This is a genomic window from Microcystis ichthyoblabe FBCC-A1114, assembly GCF_050500245.1.
GTDB lineage: Bacteria > Cyanobacteriota > Cyanobacteriia > Cyanobacteriales > Microcystaceae > Microcystis > Microcystis ichthyoblabe_A.
The window spans coordinates 951,478-968,131 of record NZ_CP191408.1 but is presented as its reverse complement, the minus strand read 5'-3'; the positions used below and the strand labels follow the sequence as shown (position 1 = coordinate 968,131).

Here is a 16,654-nt window from a genome sequence, read left to right as displayed (position 1 = left end):
TTAGGGGAAAACTTCCACGGATTTAAAGGGTTGTCCAGCTTGGTCTTTAGGGGAGAGAATCGGCGGAGTCTCTAGGGGCCAATCAATCCCTAAATCGGCATCATTCCATAAAATAGTTTTTTCGTACTTTGGATAATAATAATTAGTGGTTTTGTAGAGAAATTCTGCTCGATCGGAGAGAACTAGAAAGCCATGGGCAAAACCTTCGGGAACCCAGAAAATCCGTTTATTTTCCGCACTTAAAACACAGCCTACCCATTGCCCAAAAGTGGGGGAACTTTGACGCGCATCCACTGCCACATCAAAAACACTACCATTCACCACTCGCACCAGTTTACCCTGGGGATTGGGGATTTGATAGTGCAATCCTCGCAGGACATTTTTTAGGGACATAGAGTGATTATCCTGGACAAAAGTGGTATTAACCCCAGTTTTTTCTCGAAAATCTTTCTGATTAAAACTCTCCAAGAAAAAACCTCGATCGTCTCCGTAAACTTGCGGTTCAATGATTAAAACATCAGGAATTTCCGTCGGAATAACTTTCATAAAATCGGAGACAAGATAACTTTTGCGGGTAGTCTAGCACAAAAGGGCATTTTTTTCTAAAGTTTTTTATTAATCTTTCCCCGGTAACTGAATAATGATAAGATGAGCCTAACTTAGTCAGAGCATAAACGACGTGGTACAAGTCTCTACACACACCGCTACTCAATCTATCCCCATGGAGGGAGAAGCCTTAAAAAACTGGTTACAGACTAGGGCTAATCAGATTATCGCCGGCGATCGACTCAGTAAGCAAGAGGCCCTAGCTTTAACTGCGATCGAAGGTCAGGAAAATATTTTCAGCTTATGTGAGGCTGCCGATCGCATTCGTCAGGCCTGTTGTGGTAATACGGTAGATTTATGTAGCATTATCAACATAAAATCGGGAAGTTGTTCGGAAAATTGCAGTTTTTGTTCCCAATCCGTCCACCATCCCGGTCAAGATTCGCCTATCTACGGTTTAAAAAGTCGCGAGGAAATCGTCAGCCATGCGAAAGCGGCAGCCGACGCGGGGGCCAAACGCTTCTGTTTAGTTAGTCAAGGTCGGGGATTAAAGTATAATAGCCCCAAATCCAAGGAATTCGAGGAAATACTGGCCACAGTTCAAGAAATCATCGAAACCGCCAAGATTAAACCCTGTTGCGCCTTGGGAGAGTTAACCCTCCCCCAAGCCCAGGCCTTAAAAGAAGCTGGAGTTACCCGTTATAATCACAATCTGGAAGCTTCCGAGAATTTTTATCCTAACGTGGTCTCCACCCACAGTTGGCAGGATCGGGTAGAAACGGTAAAAAACCTGAAAGCGGCGGGAATTCAGGCTTGTACGGGGGGAATTATCGGTATGGGGGAAAGTTGGACTGATCGCATTGATTTAGCTTTTTCTCTGGCGGAATTAGAAGTGGAATCAGTGCCGATTAACCTATTAAACCCCAGAAGTGGCACCCCTTTAGGTCATTTACCCAAACTGGATCCCTTGACTGCCCTAAAAGCGATCGCCATTTTCCGGTTTATCTTACCCCAACAAATTCTCCGTTATGCCGGGGGACGAGAGGCAGTGATGGGAGAATTGCAAAATCTGGGGCTAAAATCGGGAATTAATGCTATGCTGATTGGGCATTATTTGACCACCCTAGGACAACCGCCCCAACAGGATCAGGCGATGTTGGCTGATCTTAGTTTAATAGGAGGAGAAGCCCCCATCCCCGGTGAATACCAACCCCAACAGACAACCTAAATCACGTCGAGGACGAGAATCTCCGCCGCGGCGCACTTCCGCGTCGGTTCCCAATGAGTTAATCTGGGCTTTGATTGGTTTGTTGCTGACAATTTTTAGTACATTTGTTCCAGTAAGCCTAGCTAGTTGGTCAGCTGCGGGTCTATCTTCGCAAAAACTAGGCATAACTTACCAAATTGGGGCAGTATTATTAACGGGCTGTCTGGGGGGCAAAAATGCCGGGCTTCTTGCCCAGGTGGCCTATATTTTTCTCGGTTTAACTTGGTTGCCGGTGTTTGCTCAGGGTGGGGGAATGGGTTATCTGAAAGAAGCCAGTTTTGGCTATATTTTAGGCTTTATGCCGGGGGCATGGCTGTGTGGTTGGCTGGCTTTTCGCTGGCGTGCCAAGATAGAAACTCTGGCTTTAAGTGCCTTTGCCGGTTTGTTAGTGATTCATCTGTGCGGTTTATTATATATGCTGGGATTGTCGATTTTTCAGCCCCAAGCCAGTCAAATCACCTTTCCCGATAGTTTGCCCACCCTATTTATGAATTATTCAGTCTGGCCATTTTTAGGGCAATTAGTAGTAATTTGTGTGGTGGTAATTATTGCCTTTTTCTTCCGTAAATTATTATTTTATTGATGCCAGAGCCAATGTTAAAAAAAAATCGCTGGTTTTGGATAGTGGCGGTGCTTGGTCTAAGTTTAGACCAAGTAACTAAGTATATAACCGTGCAGAGTTTTGAGCAAATCGGTGATACTTTTCCGGTTATTCCGGGGGTTTTTCATTTTACATTTGTGATTAATACCGGGGCGGCTTTTAGTGCTTTTCGGGGCGGTGTTGGTTGGCTCAAATGGCTATCCTTATTAGTTAGTTTGGGATTAATGGCTTTTGCTTACTTTGGACCGCATTTAAGCCGTTGGGAACAATTAGCCTACGGTTTTATTTTAGCAGGGGCTTTCGGCAATGGCATCGATCGCTTTTTGTTTGGTTATGTGGTGGATTTTCTCGATTTTAGATTGATTAATTTTCCTGTTTTTAATCTGGCTGATGTCTTTATTAACATCGGGATTATTTGCCTATTAATTTCGACTTTTCCCCACAAGTCAAGGGTCCCGTAGGGGCGAAGCATTCGAGCGATAACCTATCGCTGAAACCGTAGATTTCCTATCCGAATGCTTCGCCCTTACTTTTTCTGTTCAAAAAAAATTGGTGATTTAGTATTATATTCCTGGAATACTGATCATTTAAATATTTTGTAAATCCAGATAATTCCTGTTGAGTACCAATCATAATAAATCCGTTGAGTATAAGCTACATATCAGCAGAGGCACTCATGCAAAAGGGGGAATAAATAATCAGTTTTTAATAACTGGATTTAGTATTACATATTCCTGTGCTTGTTCAAGCAAATAATAAACGTCCTTTAGGTTCAGGAATTTCTCGGCCTAATTCCTGTGCTGTTTCAATCCATTGTTGAATAATGATTTCAGCATTTTGTACAGCTTCTTGATAAGTTTCTCCATCAGCCATACATCCTGCCAGTTCTGGAACTTCAACGATAAATAGTTGATCCTCATTACTCCAGTAAATAATCAGTTCATAACGAATTTTCATCCTGTTTACTCATACATCCAATACATATACAAGCAAAATAGTCGGCTCTCTCAACATCATGGTATAAAGTGTTTGTAAATGTGACATTTTGGGCGTTTACCCTAACTTTAATCCTTAACCTAATCCTAACACGATTAGTTAACCTCGATCGGGTGAGAATTGCCCACCCGAAAAACTATGCTTCTGTTTCAGAAATAGAGCGATCAAATTTACTAACTAACTGAGGATTTTCTGACCAAGCATCGATAATACTCATATTCCCATTGAGAAAATTCTGTTTAATAGCGCGGCGTTGAATTTTGCCACTGGCAGTTTTGAGAATTGTTCCCGATTTAGCTAAAACAATGGCATGGGTCATAATTTCGTGTTCTTCGGCGATTTCTTGACGGATATCGGCGATTAATTTGGCCGTATCTAATTCCCCGCTGCGACGCTCTAATTCCTGGACAATAACTAACTGTTCTTCCCCGTTATCTTCAATAGAAAAAGCGGCACCATAATCGGGACGAAAAACCTCATTAAGATGCTGTACTGACCATTCTAAATCTTGGGGATAATGATTACTACCACGGACAATAATTAAATCCTTAATCCGTCCCGTGATATGTAATTCCCCATCGAGAAGAAAACCTAAATCTCCCGTGCGTAAAAACGGTCCTTCTCCTGTATCAGCAAGATAAGCTTGAAAAGTTTCTTTGGTTGCGTCTTCCCGTTGCCAATATCCAGCGGCCATACTGGGGTCACTGGCCCAAATTTCGCCCACTTCATCGGCTGCACAAAGGGTGAAAGTATCGGGATTAACCATAGCTATACGGGTATCACAGACGCGACGACCACAACTGGGGACTGATCTAACTCCCGTGGTTCGATCGGAGCCTACAGGGACAATTTTACCGCGTTCGTAGGCGGTTGCATCCAAAGCGGTGATAATTGGGGTGGTTCCCTTGGGTTTATTGGAAATCAAGAGGGTATATTCAGCTAATCCGTAGGCAGGGGCGAAAGTTTGCCAAGAAAAGCCATAATCGGCAAAAGTATCGACAAATTTGGCCATGACCTTCGGATTAATCGGTTCGGCGGCATTTCCCGCGGCCTGCCAACTGCTCAGGTCTAATTCCGCTAAATCGGCAGCTTTAATCCTGCGAGTACAAAGATCATAGGCGAAGTTGGGGGCCTGACTATGAGTAACTTTGTACTTAGTAATATTTTTTAACCACTGCATCGGACGCTTAATAAAAGCAAAGGGAGACATGAGATAGCAGGGTGTACCGTTGTAGAGGGGGACGGTGATACCCTCGACTAACCCGTAATCGTGAAAATAGGGCATCCAAGTGAGGGTAACGCTATCCGGTTCGTAACCACAAGCTTTTTGCAAGTAACCGCAATGGTGCATCAGGTTAAAATGACTTAGCATCACCCCTTTGGGGATATTAGTCGAACCGGAGGTATATTGCAGATAGGCAAGCGCCGATTTATCCACCTGGGGATCTTGCCATTGGTCTGCCAGGGAAATATCAATGCTTTCGGTAGTAATCCACTTCATTTGGTCGAATTCTGGGAATTCTTCCTTCACACCTTCAATAAGAGTCAGAATACTTTCGGTAACTAGGGCAAAGGTGGCATTAGCATCCTTGACAATTGCCCGTAAACGGGGCAAAGTGCGCTTAAGTCGTCCTGATTCCGGTGGGGGGACGGGAATGGCAATCACTCCCGCGTAGAGACAACCACAAAAAGCGGCCACTACTTCTAAACTTTGAGGATAGAGTAACAGGGCCCGTTCTCCCAGCGCCTGGTATTTTTGCAAATAGGCGGCGATTGCTCTTGCTTGGCGATCGAGTTCACTGTAGGTTAAAAGTGGGGTTTCTTTTTTGCCATCAATAAGAAAAGTGTAGGCATGGCCCTCTGGTTGTGCCGTGGCGCGGTAATGTAAGAGTTCTACTAGGGTGGCAGGTTGAATTAAGGTTTCAGTCATCGTTGTTATCGGACTTATTGGGGGCCATTGTATAGAAGTTTTAACATATTTGGCGATGGCGCTAGGATAAAGTGCGAAAGGCGATCGGTCAAGGTCTAGGATTAAGTAGCTGGTTATAATTAAATTAAAAATGGATTTTAGGTTCGATCCCCCCTAGCCCCCCTTGATAAGGGGGGAAGCCGAAGGCGGGGGGATCCCCCTTGATAAGGGGGGTGTCTGATGATTTTTAACGCCTACTTACTTAAGTTATTGGTTAAAATCCCCCCGCCTTATCTCTGCAATTGTGAGAAAAAAGCTATAATTAATCAATCCTAAAATACCGGGAAAAAGTCATGACAGCCCTAGACATAATCCCAGAAGTTGCCTGTCCCCACACAGATTTATGGAGTGATGAACCACCCTTGGAAAGTGATCTACACCTGCAACAGATCATCATTCTCCTTAGTTGTCTAGAATTATTATGGCGCGAGAGGAGTGATTACTACGCTTCGGGAAATCTAACCATCTACTACAACGAAGAACAACTAAAAAAACGTGATTTCTGGGGTCCCGATTTTTTTGTGGTTTTAGATACCGAAAAGCGTCCCCGCAAAAGTTGGGTGGTTTGGAGAGAACAGGGTAAATATCCCGATGTAATTGTCGAGATTCTTTCCGATTCTACGGCCAATATTGACCGCAATAACAAGAAAATTCTCTACCAAAATACCTTTCGCACTCCTAATTATTTTTGGTTCGATCCCAATAGTTTAGAATTGCAAGGATTTAGACTAATTGAGGGACAATATCAAGCCATTTCTCCCAATGAACAGGGTTATCTCTGGAGTGAACAGTTAGGATTATATTTAGGGATATTTGACCGTAAACTGCGTTATTTTACCGCCAATAGTCAATTAGTCCCCACTCCTCAAGAAGCTGAGTTACAGCAAAGACAGGCAAAAGAACAGGCTCTTTTAGAGAAAGAACAGGCTCTTTTAGAGAAAGAAAGGGAACGACAAGCTAAGGAAAAATTGGCCCAAAAATTGCGAGAATTAGGCATTGATCCCGATACAATTTAGGGGAAATATTATTTTCTAGTAACTATGGTGACAGCAGCGCCCCTAGTGGGTGTAATTATGGGCAGTGATTCCGACTTACCCACCATGAAAGAATCGATCGCAGTTTTAGAGATTTTTCAGATTAGCCACGAAGTCGCCATCGTCTCAGCCCATCGTACCCCCGAAAAAATGTTTGAATACGGCAAAAACGCTCATAAGAGGGGAATAAAAGTGATTATCGCTGGAGCGGGTGGTGCTGCCCATTTACCCGGGATGGTAGCATCTTTAACCCCCTTACCCGTGATTGGAGTTCCCGTAGTCACGCGCACTTTACAAGGGTTAGACTCTCTCTATTCAATTGTACAGATGCCCGCAGGCATTCCCGTGGCCACGGTGGCGATCGGTAATGCCAAAAATGCTGGACTTTTAGCGGTTCAAATTCTCGCCATCGGTAATGCTGATCTTTTAGAGCAAGTTATCGCCTATCGTCAATCCCTCACCGATTCCGTCCTCGAAAAACAAAGCAATCTTCAACGACTAGGCTATCAAGACTATCTAGGGCAGAGTTCACCTAAGTAGGGTAGATTGAGAAAAGATTAAGTAACAAATTATGAAGTAATTATGCGTTGGATCACCGCTTGTGTATTGAGTCTATTGCTCTTTTTTGCCCTACCCATAGCGGCCTATGCCGATAGCCCGACTATTAGCGAAGAACAGATTAGAGAAGGGGAAGTTATCGCCGAAAAAGCCCTAGAAGCCACAGAAAAAGGTGATTACGCCCAGGCCGAAAACTATTGGACCCAATTAGTCGCCAAATTCCCCACTAACCCCGCCGTCTGGAGTAATCGCGGCAATGCCAGAGTTAGTCTCAATAAATTAGAGGATGCGATCGCTGATTTTAACCAAGCGATCGCCATTGCCCCCGATGCCCCCGATCCCTACCTCAATCGCGGCACCGCTTTAGAGGGAGAAGGCAAATATCAAGAAGCGATCGCCGATTATAATAAAGTTTTAGAATTGGCCCCCAATGATGCCTTTGCCTATAACAATCGCGGCAACGCCGAAGGCGGTTTAGGGGACTGGGAAGCCGCCGTCAAAGACTATCGCCAAGCCACTCAACTGGCCCCGAATTTTGCCTGGGCGCAAGCTAATCTGGCCCTGGCCCTGTACGAATTGGGCAGATATCCCGAAGCAGTCCAAAAAATGCGGAATATTGCCCGCAAATACCCCATGTTCCCCGATGTCAGAGCCGCCTTAAGCGCCGTTTTATGGACCCAAGGACAACAGGGAGAAGCGGAAAGCAATTGGGTAGCCGCCGTCGGTATGGATACCCGCTATCAAGACCTCGATTGGGTAAAAAGCGTGCGCCGTTGGCCGCCGAATATGGTTCTAGCCTTAGATAAGTTTCTTAACTTAAAGTAAAAAATTACTAAATAGTAACTTTTCTAGCAGTAGCGGGGCTGAGAGTCCAATTATCCTGAAATCAGCGACTAAGATACAATTGAGGTCTGATAGTTCCATTATCCTCGATCGAATAACCAGGCTCTGGAAAGGAAAAGGAATAGCTAGAACGGGCCGATGGCCCAATGCTATAATCCAATCACAGGGATAGATTGGACTCTATCAGTATCCGCCGCTACTGTACACCTTAAATCTTAGCCAGAATGCCAGATTTACACTTGCTTAATTCTCATCCACAGGCCCTAGAAACCGCCTTCATCGCCACTGCCGACCGGTCTTTTTCCTCCCCTCTATCCCTCGACCTCGCCAGAATTAATCAACGTTTTGACTCCGCTAACGCCGCAGAAATCGTCGCTTGGGCTGCGGCCACCTTTGGGGAAGGTTTGGTGATGAGTACCAGTTTCGGCATTCAAGCGGCGGTGATGTTGCACCTCGTCACCGCAATTATCCCCGATATTCCCATCATTTGGATCGATACCGGCTATCTTCCTCCGGAAACCTATCAATTTGCCGAAGACTTAAGCCAACGCCTCCATTTAAACCTGAAAGTTTATCAATCTTCCCTCAGTCCCGCCCGCATGGAAGCAATCCACGGTAAACTGTGGTCAAATAACGATCTCGACTCCCTCAATCTCTACGACAAAATCCGCAAGGTGGAGCCGATGCAACGGGCCCTGAAGGAATTAAAGGCCACCGCTTGGTTAGCAGGTTTACGTCGCGACCAAACCGACCACCGCAAAACTCTCCAATGGGTCAATCAACAGGGCGAACGTTACAAAATATTACCGATACTTGACTGGAATGCCAAAACCATCTACGACTATCTGACTAAATACGATCTTCCCTACCATCCCTATTTTGATCTGGGTTATGTCTCCGTCGGCGATTGGCACTCCAGTCGGCCTTTAACCGCCGATGATAGCAACGAACGAGACACCCGTTTCAAGGGTTTAAAACAAGAATGCGGTCTTCATTTACCCTTAACCCCCGGAGAAGCACAAAGTCTCGACGCAAGCTCCCTATAACTGCCGGGGTGGGAAATTTGCCGGTGCGATCGGTTCCTAGACGTTAGACAATGGTTAATGATTATTAATCCCCCATTAACCATGGCTATTTTAGAAAATTTTCTCGAAGTCGGCCCTCTCAAGTGGTTCTATCGACAGGTTAACCCCGCTCAACAACCGGACACAACCCCCGTGATCCTACTCCATGGTTTACCCGCCCATGGCTATATTTGGCGAGAATTATTGACCAGTTTAGAAGAATATAACATTAATGCCATTGCCCCCGATTGGATCGGTTCCGGTTTATCCGCTAAACCCGATGCCAGAGATTTCGCCTACACACCTAGCGCTTTTTGTCAAGCCTTGGCCGATTTTATTCAAGCTCTCCAATTGCCGAAAATCTCCCTCATTGTCCAGGGTTTTTTAGCCTCCGTCGGGTTACAATACGCCCTAGAAAATCCCGATAAAATTGAGCGCTTGATCGTTTTAAATACTCCCCTCTCCAGTGATGTTAAATTACCCTGGATAATGAAACAATGGGGGCTACCTTTCCTCGGAGATATGGCGACTCAAGACCCCTTATTAGTCGATCGTACTTTAGAAACTGGTAGCGGTTTTGTGATTAGTGATGCAGATCTGGCTATTTTCCGTCAACCTTATCTAAAAACTTCGGCAGTGGGTCGCGCTTTACTGGCCACGATTCGCAATTTAAACCTATCGAAAACTATGGCAGAAATTGAGACAGGTTTAGAGAACTTTGAAAAACCTATCCTTTTTGTCTGGGGAATGGCCGATCCTTGGTTATCTTCTGTCACCGTTGAAAAATTAGCTACTAAATCAGGAGTGGAATTAATCCCCCTCGCGGAAGCAAAACACTATCCCCAAGAACATTGGTCAAAAGAAATTAGTCCCCAGATTATTAATTTTCTCGGACGCAAAACCTAAAACCCGATACTTTCTGGGAATTGATAGCAAAATCTCCCTAGAAAGTATTGAGCAAGTTATCCTTAGTATATCACTGTAGTTCTGCACTGGCCACAGCCTATGGAAATACCAGCTTTAGGAAGGATAAATATAACAAATAATCCCCCAGATATTAATAATTTAACCGATTGGGAGCGAGTTAAATCGATGAGCGATGCAGAAATCGAGGCTAATGCTTTGTCAGATCCCGATGCGCTCCCTTTTGATGATGATTGGGAAAACGCGGCGATTATTTCTGCTTACAATAAATTAACATCTCAATAATTGCTGAAGCATTATACCAAATCTGTCCACTCGCCTACCGTTCCACCCTGCCTACTTTTCTATACTTTTTAAACAGGGTTGAGTATTACTTGTGCTTGCATTAGTTTAATAAAAATGCTACACTCAAGCCAGTCTGTCATTGGATGACCTTTAACACAAACAAAATAGTTATAATTATGGATATGAACAATAAAACTTATGAAGATATTTATTCAAGAACTTATTCAAGAATTTATAATATTGTGATAGAAGTATTTGAAGTTTCTGAAATACCTCAGCCAGTTTTAGATTTTGTCATCTTTAAAACTGAGTATAATTATATTCTTGAATTATCAAATGGTGGAGATGAAGATGATGCTCTAAATTTCTTGTATCAAATAGAGCAGGAATTTGACATAGAAATTCCATACGATGAAGTATCTAAAAAAATAGTTACATTTAAAGATCTATTGGAATTTGTTTTTGAACAAAAATATAACCTTGAGATTGCAGAATATCTAAAAATACGAATAAAGACAAAAACTCTAAAATTGTTATTGTTCTTAGAAAGCAAGAAAATAGAAATCAGTAAATTTATAGAAATATTTTCAAGTGACACTTTTTCCAATAATCATCAAAATATCGAAAAACTTATCCTTTCCCTGAGACACAAAAGTTTTGACGTGTCCAGTATAATATCATTTTCAGATATATTTAAAAATGATTTTCTACTATCGAATTTAGAGCAAATATGTCAGATATATTGCTTTATGAATGACCAAAAAATTTCTTACTTTGATGTTATTGATATCATAAAAAGTGGATATCTAGACTCTTGCAAACAACAGATAGACGATCTTTCTGAAAAGATAAGCCTTCAAGAGTCGGAAATAAAAAAACTGAGTCTTCAACTTGAAAAGGCTAATCAGAACCTAGATTTGTTGAAAGGTCAATTAAACCATCTTTTAGATGATATCTAGCATTGTTATAGCGACATAGAAACCCAAAAAAATATTGATCAAACAAGGTATATTATTCTGCAATAACACACCTAAAAACAAAGATTTGAGTAATTATTTTATTCCCGTACCCATCTAAGCTGCACTGCATTTAAACCGCATACTGAGGAATTTTAGTACAAAGGCCAGAAATCTCAACCCCAGAAACCTCTCCTCCCCACTCTCCTATACTTTTGAAGTGGAAGAAAGTTTTAGCTTAATTAATCTGGCTACAGGCCTGTTTTTGTCGTTTCTAAATACCCCTGATAACTTGACCGGAACTGTTCGATCGATAGGTTCTTTGTCCAATATTCTACCAGAGCATGACCCCAGGCCCAAGCTTCCTTGTCGGCAGTGCTAGAATTTTCTAATAGTATTGGCCAAAGTGCCAATAAATCAAAACTTTTATTCTCTGGATTCAAGAGAGAAGAAAGCTCGTAGGCCATCTGTAATTTACCGATCGCTACTGGTAATTGTTCCACAGGAATTTGTTCAGCTAAAAGATAGGCTAAAGTCGGTCTTCCCGTGGCTAAAGTGGAGATAAAACCTAGAATAGGACTTTTTAATAGGGCCGTTAAACCTTGCCCCGTGGCCATCTGTAAAGTATAGCGATCGATTATTTTCGCCGCTGCCAGGGTTCGAGTTTCTAAATCCGCTAAAAAACGGGCTAAACGCAACTGTTTTGCGGGTGAAATTGCCCCCAGTAAAGCGATTGATAACTCCTCATCCCCCCAAGCTTCTCTATCTGGCTGTTGACTGACCATCGGCAAAATGCGATCGCAGAGATCCTCGAATAATTCCGCCCGATACTGCAAGCATTCGCGGATATTGACTTCTTTGGGACTTTCTCCGGTCAGCCAATTATAGGGGGGTTGCCACTCTCGCAGCGGACGCAGGCGATCGACTTGAGAAACACACACTATAACTGGTAAATTGTCAATAGTTTGTTGCAAATCTTTAAGAAAAGCCTCATCCATGGCCAGGGCGGGATCGAGGGCGGGAGTGACAAGAATTAATAAATCGGCGTTTTTGGCATAATTAAGAACCTTTTGCCGATCATCAGCCCGATTTGCCTGTTCATAGCCCGGGGTATCCCAGAGGATTAACTCGTCCCCTTCTGGGGTTTGCCAATGGTAGGATTGGATCGCGTCGGTACTGGGCAATAGATCCACTTGGGCTAAATCGGCCCGAAAGAGAGTATTAATTAAACTGCTTTTGCCGGCCCCGGTGCGTCCAACCAGCAGAATATTAACCGGTTGGCGATCGATTTCCGTGATCGGTTCAGCTTGGGCGAGAATTTCCTTGAGAGTAGTGGTGGCGATTTTGGTCTTCGTGGGGAGAGTTGGGGCGAGATTGCCGCCACTGTAGAGTAACACCGCTTGGCGAGAGAGGTTTCTTAGGGCATTTTCCCGCAAAACTTGCCCTAAATTGACTAATAATTGCTGATCCGCTCGATCGCTGTACTTTTGACTGGCCACTTTAGCCACAGCCGCAGCGGGATTGATTACCCATTGCGCCCAATTCCAGACCTGCCAAAGTTTCTGGGCCGAGGGTTGCAATTTTTGATAAACTTCGTAGGCCTGATAGGCTTGGCCGATGGTGATTTGATTCAGGGCTGGGGAAAGATTCTGCATCCAGCGATCGCTATCATCCACGGTTCCCCGAATTAAACCGTAGGCCTGGGGAATGTAAATATTTAATAAGGGGTACTTGACATCGGGGTAATATATATGAGCGATGGCACTGACCAAATCCTGACAGCGTTGCCAAAAAGTCGCCCAATCTTCCCAAACCGGGCGATCATTGCGGGCCGCGACGATAATCCTCTCGATAATTTCCTCAACATTGCCCCCGGAATCACCTTCAGGAGGGGTTAATTCTGCCTTAATTTCCCCGATGGCGGCTTCAATTTCCCCGACTGCTGGGCGCGTCCATTTGACCAACAGGAAGCGCCAAGCGACAAAAATCAGGGTAAAAACTGCCCAAATCCAATTCAAACCCCATTGATTGATCTGGACACTGGCGGCCACGATCAGAAAAATCACCACGGCGGCGATCGGAACTGCTAAAATCAACCCTTGCCAAGTTTTTAACCGTAACATTTCTCGATCTGGTTTTTTTCCATTCTACCGATCTCTGATTCTCGGTTAGGGGGGCAGAAATTAGACAGTGGCATCAATTTGGGCGAGGATTGCTGTGGACAACTGACAAAGTTGTTGATGACAAGGACCATTACTGGCCATGATCCCCCCCCATTGGCGCACATCGCCGCGATTATAGCGCACGGGTTGACCGTCAAAATAGGAGAATTTGCCGCCGGCTTCCGTTAAAATCAACTCTGGGGCGGCAAAATCCCAGTCTTTAGCCGCCGATTTCCCCGATAGGGAGATATAAACATCGGATTTTTGTTCGAGGATCGTGGCAATTTTACAGCCCACACTACCCACATAATTTTTACCGAAGAAGGGTATTTGACTTAATAGATTATCAAAACGTTGGTCGCGATGGGTACGACTAACTACCAGATAGAGATCGGTAATTTTATCTTTATTGGCAACTTTTACCTGTGTAATATTTCCGTCGCTAGTTTCTAGAAAAGTACCTTTTCCTTTTTGGGCAAAATAGAGTTTTTCTTGATCCGGCAGGGCAACCACGGCGATGATCGGTCTTCCTTGATAACATAAGGCGATATGTAGGGCATATTCTCCCGTTTTGTCGATAAAATCGCGGGTTCCGTCCAAAGGATCGATAATCCATACCCAATCTTTCGGGATAGCTTCATTACCCTGATGGGTTTCCTCGCTTAGATAACCAAAGTCGATATCCGAGAAATTTGTTTGTAATTCCCCTAAAATATAATGATTTGCCGCTAAATCCGCCGCCGTCACTGGTCCGCCTTTTTTCTTCTCGTTGACGGCTAAATCCTGTTCACCCCGGTGGTAGGATTGGAGGATTTTAGCACCACCCCAACCGACGGCACGAGTCACAGCTAAAATGCGATCGAGTGTTTCGGTATCTTGACAGGTTAAATTAATCATAAAATAGCCTCAGTTTTTCAGACTTATTATCTACTAAATTAAAAGACTGGCTTCTTAGCTTATCATCCCTTGCTTCCTAGCTCCTGACTGACTTAATTTTGCCCCTGCCAAAAATAATCGGCGGGTTTTTTGGTTTCTTCCGGTGATGATTGGGGAGCGTCTCCCAAGAAAACCGAACGCTGGATGACGCGATCGCCTAATCTTCTTTGGACTCGACTGGGAATGCCGTAACCGTAGGCAATATGACCTTTTCCTGCTAGGACGATGATCTGATATTCGGGATGAGCTTGCCAGAATTTAGCGATCGCATCGGCCATGGTTTCATCCCAGAGGAGCTGTGCCAGAAAAAAGCGATCGAATCCCTGACTTTTGCCCCCCGTGTGTTGCTGATAAACGGCTAAGATCTGTTGACGGTACTCCTCGTTATCCTGGTTTATTTCGCTTTTAGGGGGAATGTAGGTCATTTCTGAGGTGGAGAGGCTTTCTAAGCCCTCTCGTGCCACTTTTCTAGTGATTTCCGTGGGTGTATTTAGGGCGATCAATGGTAGTTTTTTCGCCTTGGCCAAGCGCAGGATCGGGGCGTAAAATTCCCAATCAAATCCCCAACGTTGGTCGTATTCACTTTTTTCTCTCAACTGATTTTCGCTAATTTTGCCGGCTAAATACTGATCCAAATAGATTTGGTAAGGACGTTGAAACATCTCGAAAGCGATCGCTATTTGGGGATTATTAGCCTGTAAATACTTGATAATAGCTAATTGGGCTTGATGGTCGGCTTGACTATCGTGCCTTTCTCCCAGATAAATAATCTCGGCTGTTTTTAAATCGGCCAGAATTTGTTTTTGGCTATTAGTAAAACTCCAGGCCCGGGGCAGCAAAATAAACAGTAAGCAGAGGGCAAGGAAAACGGGAAAAAAGCGTCGAGAGAATTTCATCTTTTTAAAGGTCTTTTAAAAAACCTAAGTAGATAGGTATTAAAAACTTTCAGATCCCCCCGGCTATCGGCACCCCCCTTATTAAGGGGGGTAGGGGGGATCGAACCTAAAATCCATTTTTAATTTAATTATAACCAGCTACTTATCTTAACCGAAGCCAAGACAAAAAAGGTGGGCAATGCCCACCCCCAAAAATTTTCAGAGAACCTTTCTGGTTTAGTAGGTTTCTACGTGCCAGCGATGTTCTTTTTTCAGTTGTTTCTGATAGACAGACCAATCAGCGCCATTTTTAGCAGCAGCACCACTGATAGCATCGTCGATACCATCTTCCATCCCTTTCAGTCCGCACATATAAGCGTGGGTTTTGGGACTTTGGAGTAGATTCCAGATTTCGTCAGCGTGTTCGGCTACCCGGTGTTGAATATACATTCTGCCGCCCTGGGGATTTTGCTGTTCCCGGCTGATGGCATAGGTGAGACGGAAGTTATCGGGGAATTCCGCCGCGATTTTCTCTAATTCTTCTTGGTAGAGAATATTGGCCGTTTTGGGAACTCCGAAAATCAACCAAGCTAGACCTTTGAATTTATAATCTTCGTGTTGTTCCTTGAACATCCGCCAGAGGAAAGCTCGGAAGGGAGCGATTCCCGTCCCGGTGGCCATCATAATGATAGTGGCATCTTCATCACCCGGTAGCAGCATTTCCTTACCCACGGGACCAGTAATAGCCACATCGTCCCCCACCCCTACATTACAGAGATGGGTGGAACAAACCCCATAAACGGTTTCCTTGGTTTCTGGGTGTTGGTATTCCAACTGACGCACGCAGAGGGATACGGTTTTATCGTCTAATTTATCACCATGACGGGTGGAGGCGATCGAATAGAGTCTCAATTTATGAGGTTTGCCATTAGCATCGGTACCCGGGGGGATAATACCGATACTTTGGCCTTCTAAATAGCGTAAATTGCTCCCAGAAAGGTCAAAGGTGACGTGTTGTACGATGCCGATACCCCCCTCATCAACGAGAGGATAATTCTCGATACATTTGCCGATAAAGGGTTGATTCGGACGGTAGATGTTGACGGGGATATCTGTTTTTTCTTTCGCTTGAGTCATGGCCTTTTTCTTGGTCTGTTCGGGGACGGGCGATGATTGAGCGATTGGCTGTGGTGTGGAGGCACTAGAAACAGTTGCTACGGGGGCAATCCCATTGAAGGGTTTGATGCTGACGATACGACCACCTAAACGGGTAATCCGACGCATTTCTTGATTCATGCGACTGTAGGGAACCGTGAAAAACACGCTTCCACTCTGACGGATTGAATAATCCAAGCTGTCAGTATTGTCGTTTTGATTGAGACCCGCCACTTCGTAAACAAATAAACGGTTTCCCGCTAGTGTACTCGGACTGTACATTAAATATAACTCCCAACTCAAGTCACGATAATCGTTCCATAGTTTAGCCTACCATCGGTACACTACACCTAGGCCTAATTGAGAGTTATCTTAAAAAAACCACAGACATCGCTTTTATCCTTTTGGATAGGATAGGTTAAGTCTCTGGTTAAAATCTGTCACATTTGCAGCATTTTACTTTTTATTAAGATTTATGTTACT

17 protein-coding genes are annotated in these 16,654 nt (G+C 44.1%); 10 read left to right on the top strand and 7 right to left on the bottom strand.

The annotated features are described in order from the left end of the window. Positions 1-546: a dTDP-4-dehydrorhamnose 3,5-epimerase gene (gene rfbC, locus ACQY1Y_RS04630; RefSeq protein ID WP_002732824.1), complete on the bottom strand. Its 546-nt coding sequence runs from the start codon at positions 544-546 to the stop codon at positions 1-3. A gap of 133 nt (positions 547-679) precedes the next feature. Between rfbC and bioB the strand changes: the two genes are divergently transcribed. The 3 genes from bioB to lspA are packed head-to-tail and all read left to right on the top strand — an operon-like array spanning position 680 to position 2,875. After that, positions 680-1,774 carry a biotin synthase BioB gene (gene bioB / locus ACQY1Y_RS04625; protein WP_430014074.1) on the top strand — a complete coding sequence of 365 codons (1,095 nt, stop codon included), beginning with the start codon at positions 680-682 and terminating at the stop codon, positions 1,772-1,774. Further along, positions 1,746-2,396 (top strand): biotin transporter BioY, encoded by a 651-nt coding sequence (locus ACQY1Y_RS04620; RefSeq protein ID WP_103111903.1) that lies wholly within the window; start codon positions 1,746-1,748, stop codon positions 2,394-2,396. Before bioB ends, ACQY1Y_RS04620 begins: the two co-directional genes overlap by 29 nt. Positions 2,397-2,407: 11 nt before the next feature. Then, positions 2,408-2,875, top strand: coding sequence for a signal peptidase II (gene lspA / locus ACQY1Y_RS04615; RefSeq protein WP_002776227.1), 468 nt, complete (start codon positions 2,408-2,410; stop codon positions 2,873-2,875). A 283-nt stretch (positions 2,876-3,158) separates the two neighbouring features. Here lspA and ACQY1Y_RS04610 read toward each other — a convergent pair whose 3' ends face one another. After that, a complete protein-coding gene (locus ACQY1Y_RS04610; RefSeq protein WP_002776225.1) occupies positions 3,159-3,371 on the bottom strand; it encodes a type II toxin-antitoxin system HicB family antitoxin in 213 nt (70 codons plus the stop codon). Positions 3,372-3,546: 175 nt separating this feature from the next. After that, positions 3,547-5,340: a fatty acyl-AMP ligase gene (locus ACQY1Y_RS04605; RefSeq protein WP_430014073.1), complete on the bottom strand. Its 1,794-nt coding sequence runs from the start codon at positions 5,338-5,340 to the stop codon at positions 3,547-3,549. A gap of 332 nt (positions 5,341-5,672) precedes the next feature. Here ACQY1Y_RS04605 and ACQY1Y_RS04600 point away from each other — a divergent pair, with 332 nt between their 5' ends. The 7 genes from ACQY1Y_RS04600 (at position 5,673) to ACQY1Y_RS04570 (ending at position 11,046) form a co-directional block, all read left to right on the top strand. Then, positions 5,673-6,395, top strand: a complete 723-nt coding sequence (locus ACQY1Y_RS04600) for a Uma2 family endonuclease (protein WP_430014072.1) — start codon at positions 5,673-5,675, stop codon at positions 6,393-6,395. Between the two features lie 24 nt (positions 6,396-6,419). Further along, complete coding sequence (gene purE, locus ACQY1Y_RS04595) at positions 6,420-6,953, top strand: 5-(carboxyamino)imidazole ribonucleotide mutase (protein ID WP_430014071.1); 534 nt, start codon at positions 6,420-6,422, stop codon at positions 6,951-6,953. A 42-nt stretch (positions 6,954-6,995) separates the two neighbouring features. Continuing rightward, on the top strand, positions 6,996-7,796 hold the full coding sequence (locus ACQY1Y_RS04590) for a tetratricopeptide repeat protein (RefSeq protein ID WP_430014070.1): 801 nt from the start codon (positions 6,996-6,998) through the stop codon (positions 7,794-7,796). 242 nt (positions 7,797-8,038) lie between these two features. Then, on the top strand, positions 8,039-8,860 hold the full coding sequence (gene cysH, locus ACQY1Y_RS04585) for a phosphoadenosine phosphosulfate reductase (RefSeq protein WP_430014069.1): 822 nt from the start codon (positions 8,039-8,041) through the stop codon (positions 8,858-8,860). Positions 8,861-8,917: 57 nt separating this feature from the next. Then, positions 8,918-9,784 carry an alpha/beta fold hydrolase gene (locus tag ACQY1Y_RS04580; protein ID WP_430014068.1) on the top strand — a complete coding sequence of 289 codons (867 nt, stop codon included), beginning with the start codon at positions 8,918-8,920 and terminating at the stop codon, positions 9,782-9,784. A gap of 99 nt (positions 9,785-9,883) precedes the next feature. After that, on the top strand, positions 9,884-10,087 hold the full coding sequence (locus ACQY1Y_RS04575) for a hypothetical protein (protein ID WP_002732340.1): 204 nt from the start codon (positions 9,884-9,886) through the stop codon (positions 10,085-10,087). A gap of 176 nt (positions 10,088-10,263) precedes the next feature. Continuing rightward, positions 10,264-11,046 carry a hypothetical protein gene (locus ACQY1Y_RS04570; protein ID WP_002734542.1) on the top strand — a complete coding sequence of 261 codons (783 nt, stop codon included), beginning with the start codon at positions 10,264-10,266 and terminating at the stop codon, positions 11,044-11,046. Between the two features lie 248 nt (positions 11,047-11,294). Here ACQY1Y_RS04570 and ACQY1Y_RS04565 read toward each other — a convergent pair whose 3' ends face one another. From ACQY1Y_RS04565 to petH, 4 genes are all read right to left on the bottom strand, one after another. After that, positions 11,295-13,166 (bottom strand): GTPase family protein, encoded by a 1,872-nt coding sequence (locus ACQY1Y_RS04565; RefSeq protein ID WP_430014067.1) that lies wholly within the window; start codon positions 13,164-13,166, stop codon positions 11,295-11,297. Positions 13,167-13,226: 60 nt separating this feature from the next. Continuing rightward, positions 13,227-14,102, bottom strand: a complete 876-nt coding sequence (locus ACQY1Y_RS04560; protein ID WP_002733948.1) for a 3'(2'),5'-bisphosphate nucleotidase CysQ family protein — start codon at positions 14,100-14,102, stop codon at positions 13,227-13,229. Positions 14,103-14,194: 92 nt separating this feature from the next. Beyond that, on the bottom strand, positions 14,195-15,037 hold the full coding sequence (locus ACQY1Y_RS04555; RefSeq protein ID WP_430014066.1) for a ChaN family lipoprotein: 843 nt from the start codon (positions 15,035-15,037) through the stop codon (positions 14,195-14,197). Between the two features lie 216 nt (positions 15,038-15,253). After that, on the bottom strand, positions 15,254-16,453 hold the full coding sequence (gene petH, locus ACQY1Y_RS04550; RefSeq protein ID WP_002734368.1) for a ferredoxin--NADP reductase: 1,200 nt from the start codon (positions 16,451-16,453) through the stop codon (positions 15,254-15,256). Positions 16,454-16,654 lie beyond the last annotated feature (201 nt).

Excerpts from the sequence above, each read along its gene's own strand:
- rfbC (WP_002732824.1), bottom strand. The coding sequence starts at position 546 with ATGAAAGTTATTCCGACGGAAATTCCTGATGTTTTAATCATTGAACCG.
- lspA (WP_002776227.1), top strand. The coding sequence starts at position 2,408 with ATGTTAAAAAAAAATCGCTGGTTTTGGATAGTGGCGGTGCTTGGTCTA.
- ACQY1Y_RS04610 (WP_002776225.1), bottom strand. The coding sequence starts at position 3,371 with ATGAAAATTCGTTATGAACTGATTATTTACTGGAGTAATGAGGATCAA.
- ACQY1Y_RS04605 (WP_430014073.1), bottom strand. The coding sequence starts at position 5,340 with ATGACTGAAACCTTAATTCAACCTGCCACCCTAGTAGAACTCTTACAT.
- ACQY1Y_RS04600 (WP_430014072.1), top strand. The coding sequence starts at position 5,673 with ATGACAGCCCTAGACATAATCCCAGAAGTTGCCTGTCCCCACACAGAT.
- purE (WP_430014071.1), top strand. The coding sequence starts at position 6,420 with ATGGTGACAGCAGCGCCCCTAGTGGGTGTAATTATGGGCAGTGATTCC.
- ACQY1Y_RS04590 (WP_430014070.1), top strand. The coding sequence starts at position 6,996 with ATGCGTTGGATCACCGCTTGTGTATTGAGTCTATTGCTCTTTTTTGCC.
- cysH (WP_430014069.1), top strand. The coding sequence starts at position 8,039 with ATGCCAGATTTACACTTGCTTAATTCTCATCCACAGGCCCTAGAAACC.
- ACQY1Y_RS04580 (WP_430014068.1), top strand. The coding sequence starts at position 8,918 with ATGATTATTAATCCCCCATTAACCATGGCTATTTTAGAAAATTTTCTC.
- ACQY1Y_RS04575 (WP_002732340.1), top strand. The coding sequence starts at position 9,884 with ATGGAAATACCAGCTTTAGGAAGGATAAATATAACAAATAATCCCCCA.
- ACQY1Y_RS04570 (WP_002734542.1), top strand. The coding sequence starts at position 10,264 with ATGGATATGAACAATAAAACTTATGAAGATATTTATTCAAGAACTTAT.
- ACQY1Y_RS04565 (WP_430014067.1), bottom strand. The coding sequence starts at position 13,166 with ATGTTACGGTTAAAAACTTGGCAAGGGTTGATTTTAGCAGTTCCGATC.
- ACQY1Y_RS04560 (WP_002733948.1), bottom strand. The coding sequence starts at position 14,102 with ATGATTAATTTAACCTGTCAAGATACCGAAACACTCGATCGCATTTTA.
- ACQY1Y_RS04555 (WP_430014066.1), bottom strand. The coding sequence starts at position 15,037 with ATGAAATTCTCTCGACGCTTTTTTCCCGTTTTCCTTGCCCTCTGCTTA.
- petH (WP_002734368.1), bottom strand. The coding sequence starts at position 16,453 with ATGTACAGTCCGAGTACACTAGCGGGAAACCGTTTATTTGTTTACGAA.